Below are 24,839 nucleotides of genomic sequence, written 5' to 3' on the forward strand. Positions count from 1 at the left end.
GAATAACCTAAAGTGGTACAGAAAAAACATAGAGCTCTCCATTTTATGAAATAAACTGTCCCAAGTAAAAGATCGCCGCACTCTTTTTATTTTATTTTAGTATAACTGTTGATTTTACGTTTTATATATGGTATGCTCTATTTCGCGCTTGAATTTGTCTCAGTAGCTCAGCAGGATAGAGCAACGGCCTTCTAAGCCGTCGGTCGGGGGTTCGAATCCCTCCTGGGACGTACAATAAAAAGGTATCCTTTATAGGATGCCTTTTTTATGTCCTCGGGATGAGAACCCCTATAAGGGGCGTCGGAGCTTTTCTTCGAGCATTACAGTTCAAAATAGTCCTCAACTATAGAAATGATAGAAGAATTGTTGAGGTATCAATTACACAACCAATAAGTGTTATAAAAAAAGAGTAACCAAATGGCCAATGTCATTTAGTTAAGCTCTAAGATAAAACCTGAATTAAATTTAAAACGGCACGGGAAAAGTCCTATGCCGTTTTTTTGGTGTAAGTAGAAAAAAAAAGCGCACAGCAAACAAAGCGGATGAAATATCCGCTAAAAAAAGTTTGTGTGAAACGGATTATGCTACTCTATAGACGAAGCTAACAACGGATCTATACCGGATTTTTCGTGTATTCTTCTGCCCTTGACGAATGGATCGAATCGGCAACATGTTTTTACGAATCAGCGCTTCCATATCGGGTGGGGGTTCATCGTCTCGTAAACGCAGAAAATGTCTACAAACGTAAACAGCGACCGTAAAGTTGACTTGGTATGGGTATCGTTTATCCATTTGGGAAATGACTACGTGCGAGGTAATCATTTCAGCAAAATTGTACATGATCATTTTTGCGAAAATCTCTTGGGTGATCGATTCTTGTCTCTTTGCGTGAAAATTTGTCAGACCAACAGTGTATTTTAATGCTCTGAAAGAGGTTTCAATGCCCCAGCGCATGTTATAAATCGATTTGATTTCATTAGGTGGGAAATCAGTAGCAGAAAGATTGGTAATGATCGTTTCATAAGTGCCACAAGGCAGGATAAAACGAACAACCCGAAAGGAAATTGGATAAAACATGCGCTCATGCAGATCCAAAAAATCAAATGTAGAAGTGGAAGGGATGAACTTGTAAATCTCGGGCTGAGATTTAACCTTTTTGGTTTGTTTTTTGGTGAGTGTCCGATGAACATCAATATCAAACTCTCTACTAGATGGCAAACGTAAGCCCGAAAGAATACCATTGGAGTTTACATCCTTTACCCGTATGACGTAGTTCCAGCCTTTGCGTTCAATATGTGCGAAGTTATTGTAACTTTCATAGCCTCGATCGGCAATAACAATAGCTTTGCCTTGAATAGGAGAACGGTCAACCATATCAGCCATTGCCCTTCCCTCGTTGCACAATCTTCGTGGCTGAACAAGGGCATCTACGTAAAGTCTGTTGCAAAGATCATAGGCTGCGTTCAAATGCAGAAGGTTATAACCTTTCGTGTTCGGTCCACTTTGAAAATAGGTATCTGTGTCCGCAGAGTTCGTTGCGATATGCAAATCCGAACCGTCAACAGCAAGTAATCGATACCCACGATAGTGCTTGATATCCGTAAACAAACGCGTAAATTCATGAAATAAAAATTCCACAGCAGACGGTAGAATTTTATTCCTCTGTTGGACAAAAGCGGACGTGGTTGCAGTGTTTACGTCATAGCCCTCTGATTCCAAGAGTTCCTTATATATACTATTGCCACCCATTGAGATTAGAAGTTGCATGACCGTTTCAAAGGGTAGTTTTTTCTTTCTGGTAAAATCTGTTTCAGGGTTTTTGACATAAGGTGCAGGTGCAGCTGACATTTCTTGTATAAGGGATGTCAGTGATTGTTTTAGTGAATTTGCGTACTCGTTCATTGGCGTAACCTCCTTGTTTCAAGGGGCTTCGCCACACATTTTCGCTTACTTGTCAAGTCCTATTTCTCGTTTGTTCACAAAAAAAGAGCAGGTTATCTTTTTGATAACCTGCTCTTTTAGCATGCGCCTTAACTAAATGACATTGACCAAATGGCTACTCTTTTTTAATGTGGATTTAGGATGATACTATATACATATAGTTAAGATACATCAGACCAAACATTAGGCTAGCAATAAATTTATAATATTTACCTTCACCTTTTAAGTCTAACAAGACTCCACATGAAAATAAATCCTAGGAGCAAGAATATTAATGGCATTTCACTATGTCTCCTAACTATTTATTATCTCCGTTAGTCCAATAATGTCCAACCCCCTTAATTAATTTCAGGTGGTCCCTCCAGAAGCAAATTGATATAACCCAATTGAAATTAAAAACAGTACGAGAAAGATAATTCCGATTAGTACTACTATCTTGAATGTTCCAGAAGATTGAGATTTATGTTTGAGTTGACTTTCGACACTTATCAATCGATCTTTAATTTCTTGAATTTCTTTTTCGTGTTCCATTATTTCTCCCCTTCACTCAGGTTCATACTTTTTTTAATTTTCTTAGAATTACTGCTGTACAGACAGATATAACACTAACTAAGTATAAAAGAGCGTATGCTACAGCAAGATAATATGTCAGTTCAGCTTCAATACCGGACCTTGTAAGAACTAAAATAATGGCATAGCCAACAACAAAAACGACAATACCCAATAGAGCATTTTTAATAACTTCTTTCACAAATTCACCTCCTAGGTTTATACTAGTTCCCCGATTTCTGTGCCACTTTATTTGACCAAGAGGATCTACCCAGATGTGGTTATGCTCATTAGTTCTTCTTACATGACATAAAAGAATTAATAGATATGAAGTGAGATTCTGTAAAGATCATTCGAAATGTAAGCCAGTGCTATACAGGCAATCAATAAATATATCTTGTAGTGCTTCTGACTCTTAAAAATCTGAACAAAACAAATAAAGAAGACTATACATAAAACAGAAAAAATTATATCAGTTCCAATAAACCCCAACATGTGCCTTGATACTCCCTCCATGAATATTTTAATAGCTTGCTCTTTAAATAATATTAGAGAAGTATATCACGTCATCGTCACATTTATTAGTTATAATTTACCAATATCAATATAATTTCTATAATAGCTCTTTACACATTTATTCAACTAAACTGCCCTTTAGCTTAATAGACGGTAGCCTATCACTCAGGTTGCCGTCTATTCTTCATTGTTAATTAATCCGGTTATCTGATTGAACAATTAACTTTTACATCCTATATATGGTAAAGTATGCATGATTGATTCAATAAGGAGGAACATCATGCGTAAAGTTTTCATATGACGAACAAGCGAGATTGTAGTGAGTGAGTTGAATTTTACCAAGAAGAATGTGTCAGACAATGAAATAGAACTTGAATATACCGGTCTTACGTCATTTGCCCAAGAGAAGATCGAACTTGAAGGAATGATCACCTTATTACAGGAAAACAATGAATGGAAAGTAAATAATGATATGTACAACTTTGAAGATTTAATACCGATCATTGACGAATCTATAATTAAATAAGAAAGGTAGGATTCTATGAGCCGCTCTGTTTTGTACTACCTATGGGTAGCCATCATTGGTTACCTTGCCGGACCTATTTTATTCACAGCTGTACTGCGATTCTTATATCAAGAGCCGCTTAGTCAGCAGGAACTGTCGATGCTTCTTACCTGGACCATCCCTACCTTTTTCACCGTAGGAATCTTGTTATATCTACTATCCATTATCCTTCTCCGCTCCTTACGTATCTATAATGTGTTCACCCAGACGCTTCTGTTTCTTCTGGTTGGCATGCTGCTCGCTGCTTTATTCACACTAGGTGCAGGTATGTTTAGCTATGCTGATATATCGTCACTCATTTCACCAGAAGGTCTGCTGTTTTTCCTATTCTTTTCGGCCATTGGAATTGTCTGCTCTTATGGTGTTTGGCTTGGACATAAGAAACTTAGCAAATCCCCTTTCTATGCGTTATCTGGGGTGTTAATCATCGCTTTTGCAATCCTTATTGTTGTACCTCTTGGGTGAATCGAGTCCTTATAACAACACCAAAAGCCTCGCAAGAAGGTTAATGTCAATTTCCTGACGCACCTTCTTTGCGGGGCTTTGAACCCATTTTTCACATATCTTCGTATACTTCTGTTTCTACTCCATGAACATAATCACTTAATTGACTATAAATATGCACGATCTGCTTCATCGGCATTCGCACCAGACCACTCGAAGAAGGAGCAACAAATTCATGCATTCCGGATAGAAATGGTTCCGGCTGAAATCCCCAATTCACTTTTGTCCTTTTCGTGTACTGTGCATATACGCCTTTTCCTACAAAACAAGCCACTTCCGGACGATACTTCTCAAGCTTCTGCTTCAAGATTTCCCGTCCTTCTGCATATTCTTCCTTCGTAATATCATCAATGCCAACGGTTGGTCTTGCCACAATATTGGTAAAACCATATCCCAGCTTCAGCAGATCCTGATCTTCTTTTGCCTCATATAGGCGCGGTGTCAGTCCCGACTGATGCAAGATCCGGTAAAAGTTATTTCTCGGATTGGCATAATGATGTCCGGTCTCGCCTGACTTAATACTCGGATTAAAGCCGATAAATATAATCTGAAGCCCATGCTCCAGATGATCGGATATGGGTTCCATCTGATATCCTGCTCCTTTATTTGCGTCTTGCTTAAAAAAACATGTTATAAATAGATTACCCAAGGTTATCTAAAGATAACGGTAATATTAACCTACGAAAAGCATTCATTTTCAGTCCCACATTACTACCCAGATGCTATAATGTAACCAGTGTTTCTGAAATATTCAGAAAAATGTGACCCTATTTATAGAAAGAAGCTGAACTATCTCATGATTTTAGACATCTTGCTTGAAGTCGTCCTACCCGTATTTGTACTGATTGGTGTAGGCTCATTAATGCAGCGCGTGTTTGAACTCGATCTGTATACACTCGCCAAAATTAACTTTTACTTTATTACTCCGGCTGCTGTGTTTATGAGTATGTATTTATCGGAGATGTCCGGTGAACTGCTGGGGACAATAGCCCTTTTTTATGCAATGTACTCTCTGATTCTATATTTGATCGGCTGTATTGTGGCAAAATCATTCAAATTTAACAAGGGAATGAAAGCTGCTTTTAACAACAGCATCATGCTGGACAATGCAGGAAACTATGGAATGCCGATTAGTGCACTTGTATTCAAGGGTGATCCGCTTGCCGCCTCGATTCAGGCTTTTATTATGTCGATGCAGAGCTTGCTGACGTTTACATATGGGGTGCTTTCGATTCAAGGGGCACAGCTAAAAGGGAACTACCGCAGTCTTGTTGTCGGGTTCCTCAAAATGCCTGTCCCTTATGCTCTATTGCTCGGTATTCTATGGAATGCACTGGATGCACCGCTTCCTACTTTTCTGTCGATGCCGTTAACTTACGCTCAGCAGTCTATGGTTGCCGTTGCTCTATTGACACTTGGAGCACAGATTGTGAAATATCCGCTAAGATTAGGACGGATCACCGTATATGTCAGTATGTTCATCCGTTTGCTAGTAGCTCCTGTGATCGGTATTGCACTTGTATATCTTCTCGGTCTGGAAGGAATGACAGCACAGGCACTGATCATTGCTTCGGGTATGCCGACTGGCGTGAATGCTTCGATTCTTGCAGAAGAGTACCGGAATGAACCTGACTTTGCTGCACAAACGGTTCTCATCTCCACACTGTTTAATGTCGTAACGCTGATCGGACTTATTGCCATTGCTCGTACTTTTTAAAAGCTTGGCAAGCTTTTTGACTCCAATCGGTTGGCATGTAAAATGCAAAAAATCCTCTTCCCGTTTAAATGGGGAGAGGATTTTTTATAGAAGAAGTCCAGCACCGCATCTAATAGTTGTTGGATTCTTTTTATATGAACCGCACTTCATTCATTAGGTCTCTAATGGTTTCGTACCTTCACGATCATAAAAAAATGGACCTTTCGCCCAGCTCACAGCAAGATGCATCAGTAGTTCTGTCTTTAGCTGTTCCCTGATCGCAGCATGCTGTTCCTGTTCGTAAAGATTCGTCCATTCATGCGGGTCGGTACTCAGGCGATACAGTTCACCTTTCGTTTCATGTACTCTGGATGCGGCCTGAGCGGCAGAACCTTCAATGTACAGAATCAGCTTCCACTCCGCTGTCCGCCACATATATGCGGGTGCTGAGTGAGGCGCAGTAACACCCTTTCCATGAAATTCGCAAAACGTACCGCAGTGCCGAATTTCACCTAATAAATCCACACCGGGGAGCATCGGATTGGCTGCAAGTCCTGCTACTCGTGTCAACGTCGGCACAAGATCAACCAGTTCTGCCGGCTCCTGATCCGCAGTTCCTCTCCTCTGCTCAGGTAGATAGGTACCGGATAAAATCATAGGCACCCTCACACTGCTGTCATACAGATTATATTTAGTGAACCGATATTGCCGTTCTGAGAGCATCTCGCCATGATCCGATACAAATACAATGAGCGCATGCTCTAACCTTCCGAGCTGTTTCAGTTTATCTAGAGCAAGTCCGAAATAATGATCAAGCCAGGAACAATTCGCCCAGTATCTAAGTGTAGTAAGTCTCCGCTCTTCGGGACTTCGCTGTTCCCATACCTTTCTCTTATCCAGATATGACTTATGACTATGTGTATTCAGTTCATCCGAAGCAGTGAGATGTGTATTCTCTTCCTCTGCCCAAGGGGGCTGGGGGATGTCTGGAATATCCTTTATGTTATATAAATCTTCGAACTCTTTAGGTACATTGAAACCGGCATGCGGCTTAAGGAAAGACAGATAAAAAAACAAGGGTCTATCTGGGTCTACGCCCTCTTCCAAAAACTGCATGGCCTGCTCCGCTACCCAGCCATCTCGATGCTGATTCATTCGAATCCCGCTTGTCATACCGGTATAACCGTTACTATTTTCCTCTCCCCCGCCAAAATCCTTGGTTTCTTCATGATAGGCTTTCAGATCTTCTGGATGAGAGTCCCCCATCATCGTTGCGCCCTGTTCATAATGACCACTCTCACGAGTTAATCCAATCGATCTCACTTCGAAACCTCGCGTGGAAGGTTCTTCTACACCGTCACTATGATTCCAGTGCGTCTTCCCGAAACCAGCCGTCTGATATCCTGCGCGGTGCATCAGTTCTGGCAGCGGCTCAGATGGAAGCTTATCTTCCTCAAACAATCCGCCGTAATTCGTTCGGACTCCAAGCTGTGACGGATAGTAACCCATCATCATGGAACTTCGGCTTGGCGCACACATCGGTGACTGGCAGACCGCATTCTGGTAGGTGATGCCCTCTTCAGCAAGCCGATCTAGATTTGGAGTGTGAATATGCTCATTAAATGTTCCAATACAATCCCAGCGCTGCTGATCTGTCATTAGAAAAATAATATTCGGTTTATTTGGAGACAAGTGACTCCCCCTCTCTTTTGGAAGAAAAACTAGATTGATAGCTGCTACTCTTTCTTACTAGTAGACTTCATCTGATTTTTTCATCCTCCTAGTCTCTTAAATCTATCGAATCTCCCTATTTCCTGCAATTGCACAATTTTGTACTAACAGGAATTAAACTATGTTATGTTGGAATTGAAGGCGTTAGTATGAAATGAATACGACACTGGACTTATGCTGAGGATGTGACTTTATTCCATGTTTTCTTGTACAAATTGTTCCCCTACAGAACTGATCTACGAAATAAAAATGACTGGTGAACACAATCTTGCCGTCATAAAAGATATGATCCCTCATCTTCTAGCCCAATCCTCGATCACGCGTTACACTTCTGATACACTGTTCATTCGCGAATCGGAAGTAAACAGCCTGACTGATTTTTTTCAGGATCATATGCATTTGGATCATATCAAGTTCCGTATTTTTGAGGAGCAATGGCAGCCTTTTCGTAACTGGCCTAAAATGCAATCCCTGCAGTGGGTAGATGAAATCATTATGCAAAAGCGAATCACCTGTTATGCCCAGCCGATTGTTAACACAGAAGGCTCCATCATCGCTTACGAAATGCTTGCTCGTTTTATTCACGAAGATGGGAAGCTCTTGTCTCCTTTCGAAGTATTTGAAACAGCGAAAACTCGGGGGCGTCTATATGCTCTGGACCGTCTATGCCGAATGGAATCCGTCCGTGCATCAGCCGGCTTATCTGGATTTATATTCATCAATTTTATTCCAACATCGATCTATTCTCCTGAGCATTGTTTAACCTCCACTATTCAGACGGCAGAAGAAATGGGTGTTTCTCCCTCCAAATTTGTCTTCGAGGTCGTTGAGACCGAAAAGGTAGATGATTTGGAGCATCTAAAGAATATTCTCGGCTTCTACAAAGAACGCGGATTCAAATATGCACTGGATGATGTAGGGGAAGGATACAGCACCATCGAGCTTCTGCGAGAGATTAAACCGCACTATATGAAACTGGATAAAAAATATGTGCAAGGGGTGGCTGGAGACGAGAAGAAACAAAAAGTAGCACAGATCATGCTCGAGGCAGCATTACAGGTAGATTCCGTTCCCCTTGCCGAAGGTATTGAGGAAGACGAAGATTATGTATGGTTACGTGACCAGGGATTTCTCCTATTTCAGGGTTACTTATTCGGACGACCCGCACCTGCCCATACCTTTGTTTTATAATTTCTCCTATCAAACCCCTGACGAGCCCATGTTCCAGATCATTGGATATGGGTTTTTACGTGTTGTTCTACAATGAAAATAAATTCCTTCACCCCCCTCCTCCAATATGTGATATAAGTCCTTGAAAACCACAAAATGATATACGTTAAACAACACGAATTTACATGGATGATCCTGATAGGAGATGGTATGATGCAAATACGCACTATCCCAACTTAAATAGTAGGCTTTGTTAGATTCTTTGAACTCGTTCAGGATAAATTCTAAGAAACGCCTGCTCTACTTTTTAATGAAATAGAAGCTCTACATTATAAGGAGGGTCTGATTTTTATGAAAAAGAAAAAACGTTCTGCTCTGACGATGCTCACACTCGTATTCTCCCTTGCCCTCAGTGCATGTGGTGGAGGAAACAATGCTTCTTCCTCGGGAGATCAAGTGAAGATCAGCTTCATTCATTGGAATAGTGATGCAAAAGTGTGGAATGAAATTATTAGTAATTTTGAAACCGACAATCCTGGAATTGAAGTATCTATGCAGACGTTTCCTTCTGAACAATACCAGACTACTGCACAAGCGAAGCTAATGGATGGATCGGTTGGTGATGTATTTGCGTCTTTCCCTGGTGCACAGTTTGAATCCTTGGCGAAAGCAGGAATTTATACTGACCTAACAGGTGAATCTTTTGTGGACAACTATAAACCAGATCTCATTAAATCTGGCGCTAAAGAAGATAAGCAATATGCTCTTCCCTACAATCTGATATATAACATTCCCGTATATAACGTTGGTTTGTTTGAGAAATACGGACTTACTCCCCCTGATGATTGGGAGGGATTCCTTGCTCTATGTGAAAAGCTGAAAAATGAGGGGATCATCCCTCTTGCTTTCCCGGGTGCCGATATCGGACCTGGACAGTTTATGAACCCGATGATGATGAACAATGCACCGGACGAGGAGATCTTCGCCAAACTAGAAGCTGGAGATGCAAAACTCACTGATGAATGGTGGGTGAAGACGCTAGCTCAGTTCAAGGAACTGAATGACAAAGGTTACTTCCAGGACGGAGCACTCGGTACGAACACCGATGGGGCTATTGCTCTCTTTGTTCAAGAAAAAGCAGCCATGCTGGCTACAGGATCTTATTCTATGTCAGCCATTCTAGCAGGGAATCCAGACCTTAGTCTAAACCTACTTGCTCCCATCACGGTAGCTTCTTCCGAAGCCCAATATGAAGGCATCCATACAACAACTTTTATGCTAGGAGTTAATAGTAAGTCCAAGCACCCGGAAGAAGCGAAGAAGTTTCTTGCTTATCTTAGCAGCACAGAGGTCGCCAGCAAGGTAGCAAATGAAACAGAGCAAGATGTTCCTGTAAAAGATATTGAGTATACAGCCCCTACTCTACAAGCGATTAGTGACTGGAGCACGAAAAACACCCGCTTCCAGCCGCGTTATCTCATCAAGAGTATCGAGATTCAAAAAGCCGTAACAAGCTCTATTCAGGAAGTGATTTCAGGTACATCACCGGAGAAAGCTGCTCAAAATGCACAGATCATCGTGGATCAGCAGCTGAATCAGTAGTTATGGGAGTACGTAAATCGATCTATTGGTTTTTCGTTCCCGGCCTGCTTCTTTATCTCACTTTTTTTATCTACCCAACCTTAAAGGGGCTATATTATTCCTTCACGGATTGGGACGGGATGTCCGAGACTCTGCACTTTGTTGGTCTTCGAAACTATGTGAATGTAGCGGAAAACACGATTTTTCACAAAGCACTAGGTAATAATCTCAAATTCATGTTTAGTGTCGTTATCGTTCAGACCTTGATATCCCTCGTACTTGCTCTGCTGTTAGTACGCAATACGAAGGTGAACATTGGACTACGGGCTCTTTATTTTTTCCCAACCATCCTGTCTTCAGCCGCTGTTGGTTTCATTGGAACTTATCTGTATGATCCTAATTCAGGTTTACTGAATGCCGTGCTGAATCAGATTGGACTATCTTTCCTATCTAACAACTGGCTTGGAGATCCCGCCATCGCGATTTATTCTGTCGCAGGGATTCAGGCGTGGGCACATATTGGGCAGATGATTATTTTGTTTGTTGCCGGCCTGCACGGGATACCGGAAGAATTGAATGAAGCTGCAAGGCTGGACGGGGGAAACCGCTGGCAGATATTCCGATTTGTGACTTGGCCTTTGCTGGCACCTGCTGCTACGCTCGTCATTGCTTATACGACGATTCAATCTTTTAAGGCGTTCGACTTGATCTATGTTATGACTCGCGGCGGTCCTTCTTACTCTACAGAAATTTTATCAACTTATATCTATTCAGCAGCATTCCAAAACTACAATTTTGGACACGCTTCGGCTGCTTCCATTTATTTCTTAGCTATTATCGCTCTAGTTACATTTGTTCAATTCAGGGCACTCAGGTCCGACAAATTACCAAACTGACGGAAGGAGGAAATATTTATGGTCTCACGTATACTTGGTAAGCTGCTGCTTCTTTTATATGCAATTATAATCTCGCTTCCACTTTTGATGGTTGCTACGGCAACGATGAAAAACCAGCAGCAGTTCTATATGAATCCACTTGGCCTGCCTTCCTCCTTCTCGCTAGATAACTACCGTAATTTGTTTGTTGACCAGCCGATGATTACCTATTTCAGCAACAGTATTATCGTTTCATTTACAACGGTATTTATGCTGCTCATCTTAGCCAGCTTGATTGCCTTTGGACTGTATCGTCTGTCTAATAAAAGTGCAAAAGTGATCCTGGTTCTGTTTGTTGTAGGTCTCATGGTTCCTTCCCAGGTGAATATGATTCCAATTTACTCTTTTCTCAGAGACATCGGACTTACGAATAGCCGGACAGGGCTTATCCTTGTTACGATCTCGCTACTCATGCCTTTGTCCGTATTTATGATTAGTGGGTTTATGAAATCTCTGCCAAGAGAAGTATTCGAATCTGCCAGTATCGATGGGGCAGGCGAAGGAAGAATGTATATGCAGATCGCCATCCCACTGTCTGTACCATACCTCGCTGCAACGGCTACTTTTTTATTCGTATCCGTATGGAATGATCTACTCTTCCCGCTGCTACTCATAACGGACAAATCAAAAATGACGCTCCCGCTTGCATTGCTCCAGTTCCAAGGAGAGTATTCAACCAATTATCCCGGACTGCTCACAGGCGTAGTTATCATCTCACTTCCTATGCTGATGATGTTCTTGTTCTTGCAGCGTTTCTTTATATCTGGAATAACCGCGGGCTCATTAAAAGGATAATAAAATAAACACACAAATACACAAAAGGACAAGCTAAGGAAACCGATCTATCGCTTGTCTTTTTGTGTATCTAATCTTCATGTATCACTTTATATTTGTTCATAGCCTAAACCGGCTCGGCAGAGCCTTGCTCTACTTGCTGACGGTACCGTGCAGGAGAAATGCCAGCATAGTTCTTGAATGCCTTTGAGAAGGAAAATAAATCAGGGTAACCCACTGACTGAGCAATCTCTCCGAGCTTGTAGGAGGTATGGATTAACAAGGATTCAGCTTCATTCATTCGCAGCTGTTGCATATATTTCATTGGCGAAATGCCGTAGGTTTTGCGAAATGTTTTCGTGAAATGTGTGCGTTCTACTCCGACATAATCAGCTACACTTTTGATCGTGATCCCTCCAGCGTAGTGAATTTCAAGATACTCTTTTCCTTTTTGTACCCATGAGGGTTCTCGAAAAACATCCTGGGTTACGGATCTTGGTACCGTCAGAGTGGAGAATATGCGCAATAAGAATATCAGCCTTTCTATATCGGAGTAGTCTTTTTGCTCGTTGTAACATGACTGGAACCATTCTTCCATCACATGAACCGTTTCCTCTCTCACACTTTTGCGTAGGTAAGGTCTTGCAGAACTCAGCCCTATTCTCTCCAAAAGTGACAAAGCCTGCTTACCGTCAAAAGCAACAAATATTTTGCGCAGATTACTCGCTTCGGACGTGTAGTATTCATGTGTTACTTGAGGAAACAAGCAAAAAAGATCTCCAGGATGGAGTTGATATATTTCCCCATTCTGAATAAAGGTACCTTCTCCATCCAGTACCATCATCAAATAATAGTAAGGTGTGACGCGCGGTCCAATATGATATCCCGGCTTTGCCTGATTGGCTCCGAGACGAATGGGCCAAGCTGCGCTTGCCTTCTCATAAACCGAGGGATTAAAGAAATGGATTTCCAAAAATTCATGATAGTCTTCTTTCATGTTTTGAAACATTGTATCCCTCCCAATACCACAAAATGATAAATCTAACTCCCCCTCAATTGCTATGGTTTCTACTGTAAATCATTGTTAATATCATTATTATACTATTCCTACCTACTTAGTTGTCATTATTTAATTTCTTCCTACCGTATCAAATCTAAAAAGATAAGTGTCCCTTTATAAGAAATCATAATCCCATAGAGATCATCAATTTCAAGCAGAGGAGATTATAATCATGAGTGAAACGAAATCCGTAGAGTTTGGCTGGTTTATTCCTACGAGTGGAGATGGCAGATACATTGGAACAGCACTCGAAAGAGAGCCTTCCCGAGAATATTTTATACAGGTTGCAAAGGCAGCAGAGAAAGCAGGTTATGAATTCACCCTCATTCCCGCTGGTGGCGATTGCTGGGATGGATGGATTGTAGGCTCTTGGGTGGCAGCACATACAACGAAACTGAAACCGCTGATTGCAATGAGACCTGGGCTTATCTCTCCGGTACTTGCCGCACGTATGGCATCTACGCTAGATCAAATGTCGGGGGGCAGAGCTCTCATTAACGTGGTCACTGGGCATTATCCCGCTGACCTTAAAGCGACGGGAGATCCGCTACATGGTAGTCATGATGAACGATATGAGCGCACGAAAGAATTTTTAGATGTAGTTAAAGGTGTATGGGGTGAAGACGGTTCAGGCAGTGGATTTGATTATGAAGGTAAACATTATCAAGTCGAGGGCGGCGTAAGTAAGCCAGCTTCTCTCCAAGATCCGCATCCTCCTCTGTATTTTGGCGGGAGTTCGGTTGCCGGAAAAAAGGTAGCTGCTGAAAGTGCAGACGTGTATCTGATGTGGGGCGAACCTCTGGAATGGATACAAGAGCAGATTGTGGAGATGGAGCAGCATCTTAAGGATCTGAAAGAAAGAACGGGTATTTCTCGCACACTCCGCTATGGTATTCGTGCTCAAGTCGTTGTCCGGGAAACGGAAGAAGAGGCTTGGAAAGCAGCATGGAACATCCTAAGTAAAGTAGAACCGGATCAATTAAAGAATCAAGAAAAACTGCATGCCAAAACAGATGCCACCAATCAAAAACGCCAGATGGATCTGTATGAACAGTCGAAGGATCAAGATTATATCATCGGACCAAATCTTTGGTCAGGTTTGTCAGCGGTACGTGGCGGCGGAGCAGTCGCTTTCGTAGGTACACCAGAACAAGTGTCTGATCGTCTGATTGAGTTTGTCGATGCAGGTGTAAGTTCTTTCATTCTATCGGGATACCCTCATTTGGAGGAAGCAGAAATTACAGGGGAACTGCTGATGCCTGTGGTAAAAAGAAAACTAGCGGAGCGAACGATTAGCGTAACGATTTAATTCTATCTCGAGTAATGGAGTGGATTACTGCTACACCTTCCCGTTCCATATCAGGTTTGCAAAATGGTTTAAAATAGTTCTTGATCATCTACAGACACATAGTGTACTATTTGAGTAATGTTTTTATGGATAATTTTTACAGTAAACTGTTATAAATAAGGATTTAGTCATTCGTGTTTTAATGTGTCTCACATTTGATTTAAGGGAGCTAAGCTGATGAAATTGCTAACCAGGTATCAATTAGCAAAATGGATATGTATTCTGTGTGTAGGTACGCTCATATTCAATGGTTTCTTGTATTATCAATTTCAAAAGCAAGAACTCCTGTACAGTCTCGTTCCTGCTATTGTGCTAGCCTTAATTACAGGTATATTTTTACTCACTGCAGCTAATAAAAAGGCTTGAGTATTTCATAGTAAAAAGCGTCTCCCTTCCGTTAGGTTAGGAGACGCTTTTTACTATGAATTATCATCGTTCTCTTTTCACGAAAAAACCTTCATACAAACATCGTTCCACTGTATTGCTTCTTGTTCCCTATGCGCCTCCATAAACTCCTCTGCGATCGCTTCAAATTCCCCTTCTATAATAAGAAGAGAATCAGGACTGCGTGTTGCTATCATCTGCTCATAAGCGGCCAATGCCTGATCTACCCCTTGATGGACCATCACTTCAGCAAGAGGTCTCGCAATGGCATAAGGAATATCTTCGGGTTCTTCCCCAAGCACAATATCCATCAGAGTTCTATTCAGCACCTGTAACCCTACATGATCGGCATTACACATCAGAATTACTGCAGATCCTGCATCTGGCAGCAAAAGAAAGTTCGAACGAAAACCGGTATCCCTTCCACTATGCGAGAGTACTCTTGCTCCCTTATAGTCACCCATAAACCAAGCACAGCCTACATCACTCATCTGTCCGCCCCATCCGGTTTCTGCTTGTGGAGACCACATTTCTTGGTAGCTTCTTTGGTCTAGGATCGATGTGGACTTTAGGGATGAAGTGTTCTTCCTAGTTGTACAAGCTCGCAAATGCACAAGTGCCGCCTCGCACATCTCCTGCGCACTCGACAGAAGAGTCGAACTTGGCCCATGAGCCCGGTGATAAGGGAAAATGTGACTCACACATGTTCCATAGCTTTCTTTTGCGTCAAAAACATGTGGACTTGCAATCTGCTCCGGATTTACATTCAGTTTATAAAAATCACTATTGTTCATCCCCATCGGATTCAAGAGATATTCTTTCATATAGGACTCAAAAGATAACCCCGAAACTCGGCTGATGAGATGACCCAGGATTTCATATCCGATATTGCTGTAGCTGAACTGTTCTCCAGGAGCCGCATCCAGGCTCTTGCCCTGAATACCGCGTACATAATGCTCAAGTGCATATTCTTCATATACAGGAGAATGCCACTCATAATCCTCTTCATCCGGCATACCGGAAGTGTGGCTTAGCAACTGGCGAACCGTAATCTCGTTGGCCCTGTCATCCTTCATTAAAAAATAAGGAATCAGATCCGCAATCTTACTGTCTAGAGAGATGGCTCCCTGCTCGACAAGCTGCATGACTGCACTTGCTACAAAGGTCTTCGAGACCGAAGCCATATGAAACAAGGTATCCCCTTTTACGGGTTCATTTGTCTCTATATTTTTCACACCATAGCCGTCTGCTACGATGATTTCATGTTTATGGACAATGCCGACAGCAAGCCCAGGCAAACCTGTATTTTTCATAAATTGCTGAATGATCTGATCTGCTCTTTGTTTCTTTGTCATCACTATTTCTGCGTTCATTCTTCCTCCGATTTCTAGCCATAACTATGGCAATGTATCTGTATTTTTTCCGTTTTTCTGTACTCGATGGACTCGCTCTGTAAACTTGAAACATTGGTTATAAAGAATCAATGGGTACACCCCTCTTCGTTTTTTAGTAAACAACGTCTTACTTAGTAACAATATACTGATTTACATTTTCTTACATTGTATTAAATAGATATAATAAAACTCTACAAATCGCCTCTACCGATACGCATTCCACTATATGTAAGGTTGTGAAATAAGAAGCATCTAGGATAAAATAGGATAATGTTTATTTATATGGAATTTTTATACTTTATAAATCTTCATTAACAGCATCACCTGTAGAAAAACTTACATAAGTAAATGGAGGACGAATGCATGAGTGAAAAACGTGTCATGACTGCCGAAGATCTGTACCGACTGGTCTGGACCAGTGATCCATCCGTATCCCCAAGTGGTGATCGTATTGCCTATGTGTCTAAAAGGGTTAACCCGGATAAAGACGGTTATCACTCTCATATCCGCATACTTGAACGAAACAGCTACGAGGATATGCCTTTTACGAGTGGAGAACAAGATAGCAATCCTCTTTGGTCCCCCGATGGGAGCAAGCTGGCCTTTTTACGTAATAAAGATGGACAACGTCAAATTTGGATAATCGCTGTAAATGGAGGAGAAGCGCAGGTTGTTACCTCTGCGAAATATGGGATCAGCGGATTTCAATGGTCACCGGGCAGTTCGCAGCTGCTGTATCGCAGCCAAGTTCCTTCCGCGAAAGAAGAGTCTACTATAGAAACCGATGTAAGTAATACATCAAAGCCCTCTCCTTCCAAACCGCTGGAAGAAGAAATTATAGATCGCTTGCGTTACAAAGCAGACGGAGGCGGCAGATGGAATGGCCGTAGATCTCACTTGTTTGTACATACACTTGGAAATACGGAAGCAACTCAGTTAACAACAGGTGATTATGATATTGGCGATTTTTGCTGGTCACCGGATGGAAGTCAGATTGCATTTACTTCGAGAATAGCGGAGGAAGATAATCTAGAGGATCTCGATCTCTGTCTAATGAATGATGTCTATGTCATGACAAATAGCGGAGAAAATCGCCGTAAATATACGTCGTCGAATACCACCATCTATTCGATTTGTTTCTCTCCAGATGGTCGCTCTATAGCCGTGTTTGGAAGTGATCATTCCCATCTCAATGCCACTCATGCCGGACTGTACATCAGATCTTTAGATGAAGATGCAGCTTGGACACCGTTAACCAAGTCGTATGATATCCAGCTAACCAACTCCATGGTATCAGATATGCGCTCGGGTATACGTTCCAATGGTCCTGTCTTTAGTGAAGATGGTGCCTACATTTACGCTCTTGTTACTCGAGAAGGCGGCGTTCATCTAGCAAAGATTGCTGTAAACGGTGAAGGATATGAATGGGTATCGCACGGTAAGCGAGATATCTATCAATTCGAATTGTTGAAGGGCGGTCATTTCATCCTCGCAGCAGCAGACCTTACTCATCCCGGTGATTTATACGAATTAAGCCCTGAGACAGGTCAAGAGAACCGCCTTACACAGCATAATGTAGAATTACTGAACGAGCTGATCATCGCTACACCCGAAGAATTCCAATTGGAAGCTTCCGATGGTGCTACTCTTCAAGGATGGATTATGAAACCGGCAGGTACGAAAAAAGGAGATAAAGTTCCCACTGTACTTGAAATACATGGTGGACCGCATGCCATGTACGGATACACTTTTATACATGAATTTCAGCTGCTCGTGGCAAGGGGATACGCAGTAATCTACACCAATCCGCGTGGCGGGTATGGATATAGTCAAGAATTCGTAAGTAGTGTACGAGGAGATTATGGGGGAAGAGATTACCAAGATTTAATGGAATTTACCGAACATGCGATTACCCATTATGATTACATTGATGAATGTAGACTGCTCGTTACGGGAGGAAGCTACGGCGGTTTTATGACAAACTGGATTGTTGGTCATACGAACCGCTTCAAGGCAGCGGTAACTCAGCGTTCCATCTCCAACTGGATTTCATTCTATGGGGTAAGCGACATCGGTTTCTTCTTCACGGAAGATCAGATTGGCGGAAATGTATGGGAGAACACAGAACTTCTATGGAAGCACTCCCCGCTAGCTTATGTTCACAAAATAGAAACGCCGCTCCTTATTTTACACGGCGAGGAAGATCTTCGCTGTCCGATCGAACAAGCAGAGCAGCTGTTTAATGCACTGAAACGTTTGGGCAAGAAAACACAGTTTATTCGTTTCCCAAAAGCAAGCCACGACTTATCGCGCGGCGGTCATCCTGGACTTCGGGTAAAACGCTTAAATCATATTGTTCGGTGGTTTGATGAGCATAAGGATCTGTAAGATCGCATAGTAAATCAATTATTAATCATTCGAAATCATCCCCTCTTTTAACCAAATAAACGAAAGAGACAGCCAGAATTGTTCTGGCTGTCTTCCTTCTTCTATGGAAACACATCGTACACTGTCATTCTCCTAGATCAGCTGCTTACCTGCTCCGGCGATAATTTGTTTAACCTTCGTTTCCAGGCTGATGATGCTCTCTTTCTGAGCAACAATCTCACCCGCAATGGTTGCCAGCTTCGTGAGTGAAATCAGCACGTCTGCGCCTTCTTTTTTCTTCACAATGATATTAAAGTTTTTCATTTCTGCAGAAAATCGTTTTTTCGTTGCACTCATATTACTCTTCGTTGATTTAATCTGAACTTTTATGGGGTCTTGTTGAGCGAGTGAGGTTTTCACCTTTTTGACCGCTTCATCACGGGTTTTCTTCGCTGCGGTGAGCTTGTCCTGCTTTCTTCGAATATCTTCTTTTGCCAAGGTAACCGCTACTTTCGTCGTATCCACTTGTGCTTTTACGGCAGCGGTCAGTTCCTTGTTTTTTATTTTCCTTGCAAGAGCCAGCTCTTTAGTAAGTGAAGAATATAAGGTGAACAGCGGTTCATAACGTTTCTTTGTACTGGTCACATCCTGAGTAAGTGTTGTGATTTTGTCTGCCTGATGCTGCTTTAACCGAGTACGCAGTCTGGCTTCCGCTTCTTTGTTCTCATAATAGATGGCTGAGGTCTGCTGTGAAAGAGAAGTATCTTTTTGCTGCAAGCTCACAAGATTCGTTTCTTGCTTCGTCAAAGCCTGGGTGATGGAAGTCGTTGACGAAGTTTTTGTCTGCGCGAGCATCTTTTTACCAGTAATGGACAGTTCAAAACCGGCCGCTTCTACAGACGGCATCACCGTCATCGTCATGAGCAAACTGCCCGCGAACAAGGAGACCACTCCTTTTTTACACATCGATAATAACCTGTTTTTTCTATCCCTAGTGTTGTTGCTATTCCTCTCCAAGAGACTGCTGACTTGTTTCTCCTTGCTGCTACATTCCTTTTCTTTTATCACTTGATTACCTCTCTTCCGGATCAACATAAACGCAAAAAAACCCGCAAGAAGAGGCTGATTCGCCTTCTCTTACGGGTTCTTCCCATATATGCCGTTCCTATTTAAATTTCTTGTCCTTTTATATATACTGTATTCTCTCTCTAACCGTCAAGCTAATCTAGCTCTGTCTAACCTTTTTTAAATATTATTTTTCTATTTCGAAGATATAAATCTAAATTATTATTACTGTAATCCTTCAGGAAATTCGTTCAGTGACCAGATGATGATCTCTCCATTAGTAAGAGTGACCTTGACGAGGTAAGGATTCTCCTCCTTATTATACTCTCTATGCCCGTAAAAATTCTGTTGATTTAGGATAATAGTTTCTTTATCCTTTTCTTGCGTTACCCGAGTTTCCCCTGCCAGTTTAGCCATAAAATTATAGTAATCTATTGTAGGATCGTTCGTATTCGAATCTACCACAAAGCCGGTGTTTTCGACATTTCGTGTAATCGTCATGGAAGTCATATCAGCTGGAGCCATACGTAACTGATCGGCATACCCTTTTTCTTCTAGCCAAGCTTCAAGCTGCTTATACGATTTATTCCAGTCTCCATTATAGTTATTATTCCTATTTTCAACATTATAGAATTCGACATACGCCCAAGCCATCTGATTTCTTGCCTTGTGCTGATCCTCATAACTTGCATTCATCAATTCTTGAATATACAATGCTTTGAACTCTTTAATTTCATTGGCATCTGTAATTTCAATCCGGCCACCTCCGTATGGACTATCTAATATGATTCGGGAGGTCGGATCCTCATTCAGTTGCTTTATTTTATAGGTCAGCTCCTTATAATAAGTACTCTCCATAATCGGTTTCAGAGAATCCTCAATTTCCGAAGCCGCAACTCTATATTTACGCATAACCCGGTGACCGTTCTTCAGTTCATATCCAATGGTAACGTCAATAGTGTCACTAGTATACTCTTCATTTTCATCTAGTTCTCCACCCTGATGTTTATTCACTAGAACCTGATGGAGATTTATCACAGCCACAGCGTACTCTTCGTCTTCTGTGAAATAAGAACTTAAATTAATTTTCTTCAACTGTCCTGAAGAATCATATTGATTAGCAAACGAAAAATAAGAATCACTATATAGTACACCTTTTACATCCGCTTGTTCAGGAACACGCGACTCATATCCACCGATACCCGATACAGGAATATACAGAATAGCCGCCAGCGTAATCAGGTAGATGACACCATGTACCAGTACTTTTCGCGAAAACACCAGCCAAGTACGATGAAGGACCATCTGCACAACAAGATATCCGAATCCCCCTCCAAGGATATAGCCAATAATCAGCATTGCTCTGCTATTGTCTCTCATCCCAGACATATAGGCTCCCCCAACCAAAGAGCAGAACAACATCACGAGAATGATAAATAATGGGGTGAGAAAACGGTATACGATTGTCTGACTTGCCGCTGCTCCATCTCTCTTGCGATAAAGAAAATATCCAACTCCCAAGAAGAAGAGGGCAAGTACGAAATACGTCGTCAGTTCAAACCAGCCAAAAGGTTCTCTTGAGGCTCCCGCAATTCGGAGCATAGGGGTTACCTTTTCTAACGTGAACAAATTACTGTACCCATTCTCAAAATAAGTATCATGGAAACCGAATAAAAACTGTCTAATATGCATTATACCCAGCACCATGAGCCACGCGGGCGTAAATAACAGCCCATAAGTAAGGACCATCTGAATCAGTGTTTGTCCAAAACATATCGCTAGTAAAATAGTAAACGCACATACAAATAGCCCCAGGATCGTGTATATAATCCCGAACTCCCACACCGTTGTTAGATCATACATGTAATAATCGGCGTAGGGCCGGATCAGTGCCGAAAGAATAGCCGTTATCCATACCGGAACCGTAATGAGCACAAGTACACTACATAGGTGTGATGTTAACAGTTGGCTCCTTGTGATCGGCAGTCCATGGTAAAGATCCGACGGCGCCTTCGCGTGAAGATAACGAAAGATAAACGTTCCAGCGAGTACGGGGAAAATGAGTAGCAAGACAAGAGATATTCCGCTTGTTACTTCGTATAATGAGTTCAATTGTTGAACCGGCTGACCTTCACGAACAGCAAACAACATAAGGAATGGAATAAAAAATAGCAGGGCAAGCAAATATAAAATCCCAATCCATCCATACTGTTTCAGGTCTTGACGAATGATAGCTTTATTGAAGTACGACCTTATGGATGTCATAGCCCACGTCCTCCATTTCATAAATAAATATTTCTTCCAGTGTTAACGGCAGTACATCGAGTAAGTAAGGCCCATAAGCTTCAAACACCTTCCTTACTTCTTTTTCGTTACCTTTTACAATAAAAGTCTCTACACTGCCTCGTTTCTCGCCGTGGAGAATACGTACATTGTTAGCAAGTGACTCTTCATGAGAATGATCCCGAAAAGCAACCTGGATTTTATGTGTATCTGCTTTCAGGTCATCAAGATCCTTCTCCACAATCAGCTGGCCCTGGTGCATAATGCCGACATGATCGCATAAATCTTCAATCTCCCGTAAGTTGTGAGAAGAGATAATGACGGTAAGTTCACGTTCAGCAGCTTCCTGGAACAGCAGGTTTTTAACCTGTCTACGCATCACCGGATCCAGCCCATCAATAGGCTCATCCAGCAGTAAAATATCCGGCATACAGCTGAGTGCCAGCCAAAAAGCAGCTTGTCGCTGCATCCCCTTAGACATCCGGTGAAGCTTACGTTTTCTATCCAGTTTGAACACAGCATCTAACTGCTGATAACGTTCATCACTCCAGCTGGGATAGATTCTTTTATAAAAAACAGCCATCTGATCTAAGGAGGTCTGCGGGAAAAAGTAAGGGATATCCGACATGAAAATGATCCGCTGTTTCAGTGCGTTATTCTCATATACAGGCGTACCTTCTACATTCACGCTCCCCTGATCTGCTTGATAGATACCTGCTATGGTCTTCAGTAATGTCGTTTTACCCGCCCCATTTGAACCTAACAATCCAAATATACTTCCTTTTCGGATGGTCAGCGACAATTGGTTGACTGCCGCTTCGGACTCAAACCGTTTGGTAACTCCAGATACCTCAATCATGGTTTTCCTCCTGTTCTTTGATATGAATCTCATTCTTTACCTTGTTATAGAGAACGGTAATATCTGAGTCTTTGATGCCTAGATACACGGCTTCTGTAAAGAGCTTCTGTAGCTCCGTCTTTACTTCTTCTCTCCGCTTATCATCCGGTCTATGTTCAGGTTTAGCAACGAAACTTCCTTTTCCTTGCAAAGAATATATGTAACCTTCTCTTTCCAGTTCCCGGTAGGCTTTCTGGATCGTGTTGGGGTTTACCGTAAGTTGCCCAGATAAATGCCTGACGGAAGGTAATTGTTCATCTGGCTGTAATACACCCATCATGATCATCTCCTTCATTCTCTCGATTAGCTGTTCATATATCGGCTTGCGACTTCGTACATCTAACTCAAACATGGGATGCCTCCTTTCTTAACAGGTTGTTCTTCGCCCTAATCTCTATTGACTGAACTAACTGTACTACAACTCATAATACAGTATGTTTTAAACTTGTCAATCTAAATCTTTCGATAGAAAGTGCTATAATGGTAAGATCAAATTTACCCTCGTTATATCTCGTATGTACAAGATATATCACCTTACTAGAGGAGATGAGCTATATTATGACCTCACGCGTTCTCATTGTGACTGCAGTAGAAGCGGAGCAAAAAGCAATTAAAAATGGCTTACCTACAGGGTTGTCAGCAGATGTTCATGTGATTGCGGCAGGAGCAGGACCGGCAGCCGCGGCAGCTGTAACCTCAGCCGAACTTGCCAAGCATGCGTATCGCGTCGTAATTAATGCCGGGATTGGCGGCAGCTTTCCAACAGAAGCCGAGGTAGGTTCGCTTGTCCTTGCGACTGATGTTATAGCAGCGGACCTAGGCTCTGAAACTGCTGAAGGATTCCGCAGTGTAGCTGAGCTGGGGTTTGGCAAATCAAGTGTGCCTGTAGATCGTACCGTCACTCAAAGATGGGCTGAGACACTTCAGGACGAAGAAACCCGTGTTTATACAGGGCCGATCCTTACCGTGTCTACCACAACGGGTACAAAAATTACTGCCGATGAACTTCAAAGACGCGTACCCGGTGCTGTTGCAGAGTCGATGGAAGGTTTTGGAGTAGGAACAGCGGCCGCACATTTTGGAATCCCGTTTATCGAGATCAGAGCCATATCCAACGTTGTAGGGCCGCGCGACCGTGAAGCATGGCGAATTCCTGATGCACTAAGAGCACTTACACTGGCCAGTTCAAAGTTATTGGAGGTTTTATAAATGAGAATTGTATATTCCCCGTGTCCAAATGACACCTTTGTATTCCATGCACTCGTACACGGGCTCGTTCCGAATACACCTGATTTTGAAGTCAGATATGCAGACATTGATATAACGAATGGTCTAGTAACAACGCCAAATGAGTATGATATTTTAAAAATTTCCTATGCTGCACTCCCTTGGCTGTCAGATGAATATCGCTTAATTCCTTGCGGAGGAGCTCTCGGCAGAGGAAACGGTCCACTCGTGCTTACAGCAAATTCAGATACAAACCCAAGTTCACTGCAAGGAAAACGAGTGGCTGTTCCAAGTGAGCGCTCCACTGCCTACATGCTGTTCCGATTATGGGCAACTCAAAATGTTCCCGGCGGGATCGGTGAAGTTGTAGTGATGCCATTTGATCAGATTATGCCAGCCGTTCGTGATGGACAGGTAGATGCTGGGCTCGTCATTCACGAGGCACGTTTTACTTACCCTTCTTACCATCTTCAGCTGATGGCTGATATGGGAACCTGGTGGGAAGCAGATACGGGACTTCCCATTCCGCTTGGTGCCATTGTTGCCCGCCGTTCCCTTGATCCTGCGCTCATCACATCTTGGATTCAAAGCTCCATTGATTATGGATGGAAGCATCCGGAAGCATCTCGCAGCTACATCTTAGAACATGCACAAGAGATGGACGAGCACGTAGCTCAGCAGCACATTGACTTATATGTAAACGACTTTACTAGAGAGCTTGGCGATGAAGGTTATCATGCGATTGAAGCTCTGCTCGGCCGTGCTGCCAAAGAAGGACTTGTTCCTGAAATTGATTTTTCTGCCTTACGCAGTTAACGAAAATATAAAAAGACGGTAGGCAAACTAGTTTA

22 protein-coding genes and 1 tRNA gene are annotated in these 24,839 nt (G+C 42.3%); 13 read left to right on the plus strand and 10 right to left on the minus strand.

Translation table 11 applies throughout. From position 1 onward, the window contains the following. Nucleotides 1–156: 156 nt before the first annotated feature. Nucleotides 157–230: transfer RNA gene (locus ACWPWY_RS14580), tRNA-Arg, on the plus strand. 349 nt (nucleotides 231–579) lie between these two features. Here the strand turns inward: ACWPWY_RS14580 and ACWPWY_RS14585 are convergent. Together ACWPWY_RS14585 and ACWPWY_RS14590 are read right to left on the minus strand one after the other, a co-directional pair. Continuing rightward, complete coding sequence (locus ACWPWY_RS14585; RefSeq protein WP_454192324.1) at nucleotides 580–1,902, minus strand: IS4 family transposase; 1,323 nt, start codon at nucleotides 1,900–1,902, stop codon at nucleotides 580–582. A 592-nt stretch (nucleotides 1,903–2,494) separates the two neighbouring features. Next, nucleotides 2,495–2,692: a hypothetical protein gene (locus ACWPWY_RS14590; RefSeq protein ID WP_454192325.1), complete on the minus strand. Its 198-nt coding sequence runs from the start codon at nucleotides 2,690–2,692 to the stop codon at nucleotides 2,495–2,497. A gap of 633 nt (nucleotides 2,693–3,325) precedes the next feature. Between ACWPWY_RS14590 and ACWPWY_RS14595 the strand changes: the two genes are divergently transcribed. Together ACWPWY_RS14595 and ACWPWY_RS14600 are read left to right on the plus strand one after the other, a co-directional pair. Further along, nucleotides 3,326–3,532, plus strand: coding sequence for a hypothetical protein (locus tag ACWPWY_RS14595; protein ID WP_454192326.1), 207 nt, complete (start codon nucleotides 3,326–3,328; stop codon nucleotides 3,530–3,532). A 15-nt stretch (nucleotides 3,533–3,547) separates the two neighbouring features. Continuing rightward, the gene (locus ACWPWY_RS14600) at nucleotides 3,548–4,036 is read left to right on the plus strand and encodes a hypothetical protein (protein ID WP_454192327.1); all 489 of its coding nucleotides are present in this window, start codon (nucleotides 3,548–3,550) and stop codon (nucleotides 4,034–4,036) included. A 91-nt stretch (nucleotides 4,037–4,127) separates the two neighbouring features. Here the strand turns inward: ACWPWY_RS14600 and ACWPWY_RS14605 are convergent, their stop codons facing one another. Then, nucleotides 4,128–4,661 carry a mismatch-specific DNA-glycosylase gene (locus ACWPWY_RS14605; protein ID WP_454192328.1) on the minus strand — a complete coding sequence of 178 codons (534 nt, stop codon included), beginning with the start codon at nucleotides 4,659–4,661 and terminating at the stop codon, nucleotides 4,128–4,130. A gap of 210 nt (nucleotides 4,662–4,871) precedes the next feature. On the opposite strand from ACWPWY_RS14605, the gene ACWPWY_RS14610 reads away from it, so the two are divergent. Next, complete coding sequence (locus ACWPWY_RS14610; RefSeq protein ID WP_454192329.1) at nucleotides 4,872–5,792, plus strand: AEC family transporter; 921 nt, start codon at nucleotides 4,872–4,874, stop codon at nucleotides 5,790–5,792. 153 nt (nucleotides 5,793–5,945) lie between these two features. On the opposite strand, the gene ACWPWY_RS14615 is transcribed toward ACWPWY_RS14610, so the two are convergent. Beyond that, nucleotides 5,946–7,463: a sulfatase family protein gene (locus ACWPWY_RS14615; RefSeq protein WP_454192330.1), complete on the minus strand. Its 1,518-nt coding sequence runs from the start codon at nucleotides 7,461–7,463 to the stop codon at nucleotides 5,946–5,948. A 237-nt stretch (nucleotides 7,464–7,700) separates the two neighbouring features. On the opposite strand from ACWPWY_RS14615, the gene ACWPWY_RS14620 reads away from it, so the two are divergent. The 4 genes from ACWPWY_RS14620 to ACWPWY_RS14635 all read left to right on the plus strand — a co-directional run bounded on the left by ACWPWY_RS14620 (nucleotide 7,701) and on the right by ACWPWY_RS14635 (nucleotide 11,983). Beyond that, nucleotides 7,701–8,693: an EAL domain-containing protein gene (locus tag ACWPWY_RS14620; protein WP_454192331.1), complete on the plus strand. Its 993-nt coding sequence runs from the start codon at nucleotides 7,701–7,703 to the stop codon at nucleotides 8,691–8,693. 330 nt (nucleotides 8,694–9,023) lie between these two features. Next, nucleotides 9,024–10,274: an ABC transporter substrate-binding protein gene (locus tag ACWPWY_RS14625; RefSeq protein ID WP_454192332.1), complete on the plus strand. Its 1,251-nt coding sequence runs from the start codon at nucleotides 9,024–9,026 to the stop codon at nucleotides 10,272–10,274. A gap of 2 nt (nucleotides 10,275–10,276) precedes the next feature. Beyond that, on the plus strand, nucleotides 10,277–11,149 hold the full coding sequence (locus ACWPWY_RS14630) for a carbohydrate ABC transporter permease (protein ID WP_454192333.1): 873 nt from the start codon (nucleotides 10,277–10,279) through the stop codon (nucleotides 11,147–11,149). 18 nt (nucleotides 11,150–11,167) lie between these two features. Beyond that, the gene (locus tag ACWPWY_RS14635) at nucleotides 11,168–11,983 is read left to right on the plus strand and encodes a carbohydrate ABC transporter permease (protein ID WP_454192334.1); all 816 of its coding nucleotides are present in this window, start codon (nucleotides 11,168–11,170) and stop codon (nucleotides 11,981–11,983) included. Nucleotides 11,984–12,089: 106 nt separating this feature from the next. Here ACWPWY_RS14635 and ACWPWY_RS14640 read toward each other — a convergent pair whose 3' ends face one another. After that, nucleotides 12,090–12,971 (minus strand): AraC family transcriptional regulator, encoded by an 882-nt coding sequence (locus tag ACWPWY_RS14640; RefSeq protein WP_454192335.1) that lies wholly within the window; start codon nucleotides 12,969–12,971, stop codon nucleotides 12,090–12,092. Between the two features lie 223 nt (nucleotides 12,972–13,194). Here ACWPWY_RS14640 and ACWPWY_RS14645 point away from each other — a divergent pair, with 223 nt between their 5' ends. Further along, nucleotides 13,195–14,331: an LLM class flavin-dependent oxidoreductase gene (locus ACWPWY_RS14645; protein WP_454192336.1), complete on the plus strand. Its 1,137-nt coding sequence runs from the start codon at nucleotides 13,195–13,197 to the stop codon at nucleotides 14,329–14,331. A 216-nt stretch (nucleotides 14,332–14,547) separates the two neighbouring features. Next, nucleotides 14,548–14,736 carry a hypothetical protein gene (locus ACWPWY_RS14650; RefSeq protein WP_454192337.1) on the plus strand — a complete coding sequence of 63 codons (189 nt, stop codon included), beginning with the start codon at nucleotides 14,548–14,550 and terminating at the stop codon, nucleotides 14,734–14,736. Nucleotides 14,737–14,813: 77 nt separating this feature from the next. On the opposite strand, the gene ACWPWY_RS14655 is transcribed toward ACWPWY_RS14650, so the two are convergent. Beyond that, the gene (locus tag ACWPWY_RS14655) at nucleotides 14,814–16,127 is read right to left on the minus strand and encodes a serine hydrolase domain-containing protein (RefSeq protein ID WP_454192338.1); all 1,314 of its coding nucleotides are present in this window, start codon (nucleotides 16,125–16,127) and stop codon (nucleotides 14,814–14,816) included. Nucleotides 16,128–16,511: 384 nt separating this feature from the next. Between ACWPWY_RS14655 and ACWPWY_RS14660 the strand changes: the two genes are divergently transcribed. Then, nucleotides 16,512–18,536, plus strand: a complete 2,025-nt coding sequence (locus ACWPWY_RS14660; RefSeq protein WP_454192339.1) for a S9 family peptidase — start codon at nucleotides 16,512–16,514, stop codon at nucleotides 18,534–18,536. A gap of 132 nt (nucleotides 18,537–18,668) precedes the next feature. Here the strand turns inward: ACWPWY_RS14660 and ACWPWY_RS14665 are convergent, their stop codons facing one another. From ACWPWY_RS14665 to ACWPWY_RS14680, 4 genes are all read right to left on the minus strand, one after another. Further along, on the minus strand, nucleotides 18,669–19,457 hold the full coding sequence (locus tag ACWPWY_RS14665; protein ID WP_454192340.1) for a hypothetical protein: 789 nt from the start codon (nucleotides 19,455–19,457) through the stop codon (nucleotides 18,669–18,671). Between the two features lie 348 nt (nucleotides 19,458–19,805). Next, entirely contained in the window at nucleotides 19,806–21,845 is a 2,040-nt protein-coding gene (locus ACWPWY_RS14670) for a DUF6449 domain-containing protein (RefSeq protein ID WP_454192341.1), read from the minus strand. Next, on the minus strand, nucleotides 21,817–22,722 hold the full coding sequence (locus tag ACWPWY_RS14675; RefSeq protein WP_454192342.1) for an ABC transporter ATP-binding protein: 906 nt from the start codon (nucleotides 22,720–22,722) through the stop codon (nucleotides 21,817–21,819). Before ACWPWY_RS14675 ends, ACWPWY_RS14670 begins: the two co-directional genes overlap by 29 nt. After that, a complete protein-coding gene (locus ACWPWY_RS14680; protein ID WP_454192343.1) occupies nucleotides 22,715–23,113 on the minus strand; it encodes a GntR family transcriptional regulator in 399 nt (132 codons plus the stop codon). Before ACWPWY_RS14680 ends, ACWPWY_RS14675 begins: the two co-directional genes overlap by 8 nt. Nucleotides 23,114–23,319: 206 nt before the next feature. Between ACWPWY_RS14680 and ACWPWY_RS14685 the strand changes: the two genes are divergently transcribed. Both ACWPWY_RS14685 and ACWPWY_RS14690 read left to right on the plus strand, forming a co-directional pair. Then, nucleotides 23,320–23,970, plus strand: a complete 651-nt coding sequence (locus ACWPWY_RS14685; protein WP_454192344.1) for a futalosine hydrolase — start codon at nucleotides 23,320–23,322, stop codon at nucleotides 23,968–23,970. After that, nucleotides 23,971–24,804, plus strand: coding sequence for a 1,4-dihydroxy-6-naphthoate synthase (locus ACWPWY_RS14690; RefSeq protein ID WP_454192345.1), 834 nt, complete (start codon nucleotides 23,971–23,973; stop codon nucleotides 24,802–24,804). The last annotated feature ends 35 nt before the right edge of the window (nucleotides 24,805–24,839 follow it).

The sequence above is a fragment of the Paenibacillus sp. Marseille-Q7038 genome (assembly GCF_965111595.1).

What these genes read in the sequence shown, in the direction of transcription:
- ACWPWY_RS14585 (WP_454192324.1), bottom strand. Translation starts at nt 1,902, where the DNA reads ATGAACGAGTACGCAAATTCACTAAAACAATCACTGACATCCCTTATA.
- ACWPWY_RS14600 (WP_454192327.1), top strand. Translation starts at nt 3,548, where the DNA reads ATGAGCCGCTCTGTTTTGTACTACCTATGGGTAGCCATCATTGGTTAC.
- ACWPWY_RS14605 (WP_454192328.1), bottom strand. Translation starts at nt 4,661, where the DNA reads ATGGAACCCATATCCGATCATCTGGAGCATGGGCTTCAGATTATATTT.
- ACWPWY_RS14610 (WP_454192329.1), top strand. Translation starts at nt 4,872, where the DNA reads ATGATTTTAGACATCTTGCTTGAAGTCGTCCTACCCGTATTTGTACTG.
- ACWPWY_RS14620 (WP_454192331.1), top strand. Translation starts at nt 7,701, where the DNA reads ATGTTTTCTTGTACAAATTGTTCCCCTACAGAACTGATCTACGAAATA.
- ACWPWY_RS14625 (WP_454192332.1), top strand. Translation starts at nt 9,024, where the DNA reads ATGAAAAAGAAAAAACGTTCTGCTCTGACGATGCTCACACTCGTATTC.
- ACWPWY_RS14630 (WP_454192333.1), top strand. Translation starts at nt 10,277, where the DNA reads ATGGGAGTACGTAAATCGATCTATTGGTTTTTCGTTCCCGGCCTGCTT.
- ACWPWY_RS14635 (WP_454192334.1), top strand. Translation starts at nt 11,168, where the DNA reads ATGGTCTCACGTATACTTGGTAAGCTGCTGCTTCTTTTATATGCAATT.
- ACWPWY_RS14640 (WP_454192335.1), bottom strand. Translation starts at nt 12,971, where the DNA reads ATGTTTCAAAACATGAAAGAAGACTATCATGAATTTTTGGAAATCCAT.
- ACWPWY_RS14645 (WP_454192336.1), top strand. Translation starts at nt 13,195, where the DNA reads ATGAGTGAAACGAAATCCGTAGAGTTTGGCTGGTTTATTCCTACGAGT.
- ACWPWY_RS14650 (WP_454192337.1), top strand. Translation starts at nt 14,548, where the DNA reads ATGAAATTGCTAACCAGGTATCAATTAGCAAAATGGATATGTATTCTG.
- ACWPWY_RS14655 (WP_454192338.1), bottom strand. Translation starts at nt 16,127, where the DNA reads ATGAACGCAGAAATAGTGATGACAAAGAAACAAAGAGCAGATCAGATC.
- ACWPWY_RS14660 (WP_454192339.1), top strand. Translation starts at nt 16,512, where the DNA reads ATGAGTGAAAAACGTGTCATGACTGCCGAAGATCTGTACCGACTGGTC.
- ACWPWY_RS14670 (WP_454192341.1), bottom strand. Translation starts at nt 21,845, where the DNA reads ATGACATCCATAAGGTCGTACTTCAATAAAGCTATCATTCGTCAAGAC.
- ACWPWY_RS14675 (WP_454192342.1), bottom strand. Translation starts at nt 22,722, where the DNA reads ATGATTGAGGTATCTGGAGTTACCAAACGGTTTGAGTCCGAAGCGGCA.
- ACWPWY_RS14680 (WP_454192343.1), bottom strand. Translation starts at nt 23,113, where the DNA reads ATGTTTGAGTTAGATGTACGAAGTCGCAAGCCGATATATGAACAGCTA.
- ACWPWY_RS14685 (WP_454192344.1), top strand. Translation starts at nt 23,320, where the DNA reads ATGACCTCACGCGTTCTCATTGTGACTGCAGTAGAAGCGGAGCAAAAA.
- ACWPWY_RS14690 (WP_454192345.1), top strand. Translation starts at nt 23,971, where the DNA reads ATGAGAATTGTATATTCCCCGTGTCCAAATGACACCTTTGTATTCCAT.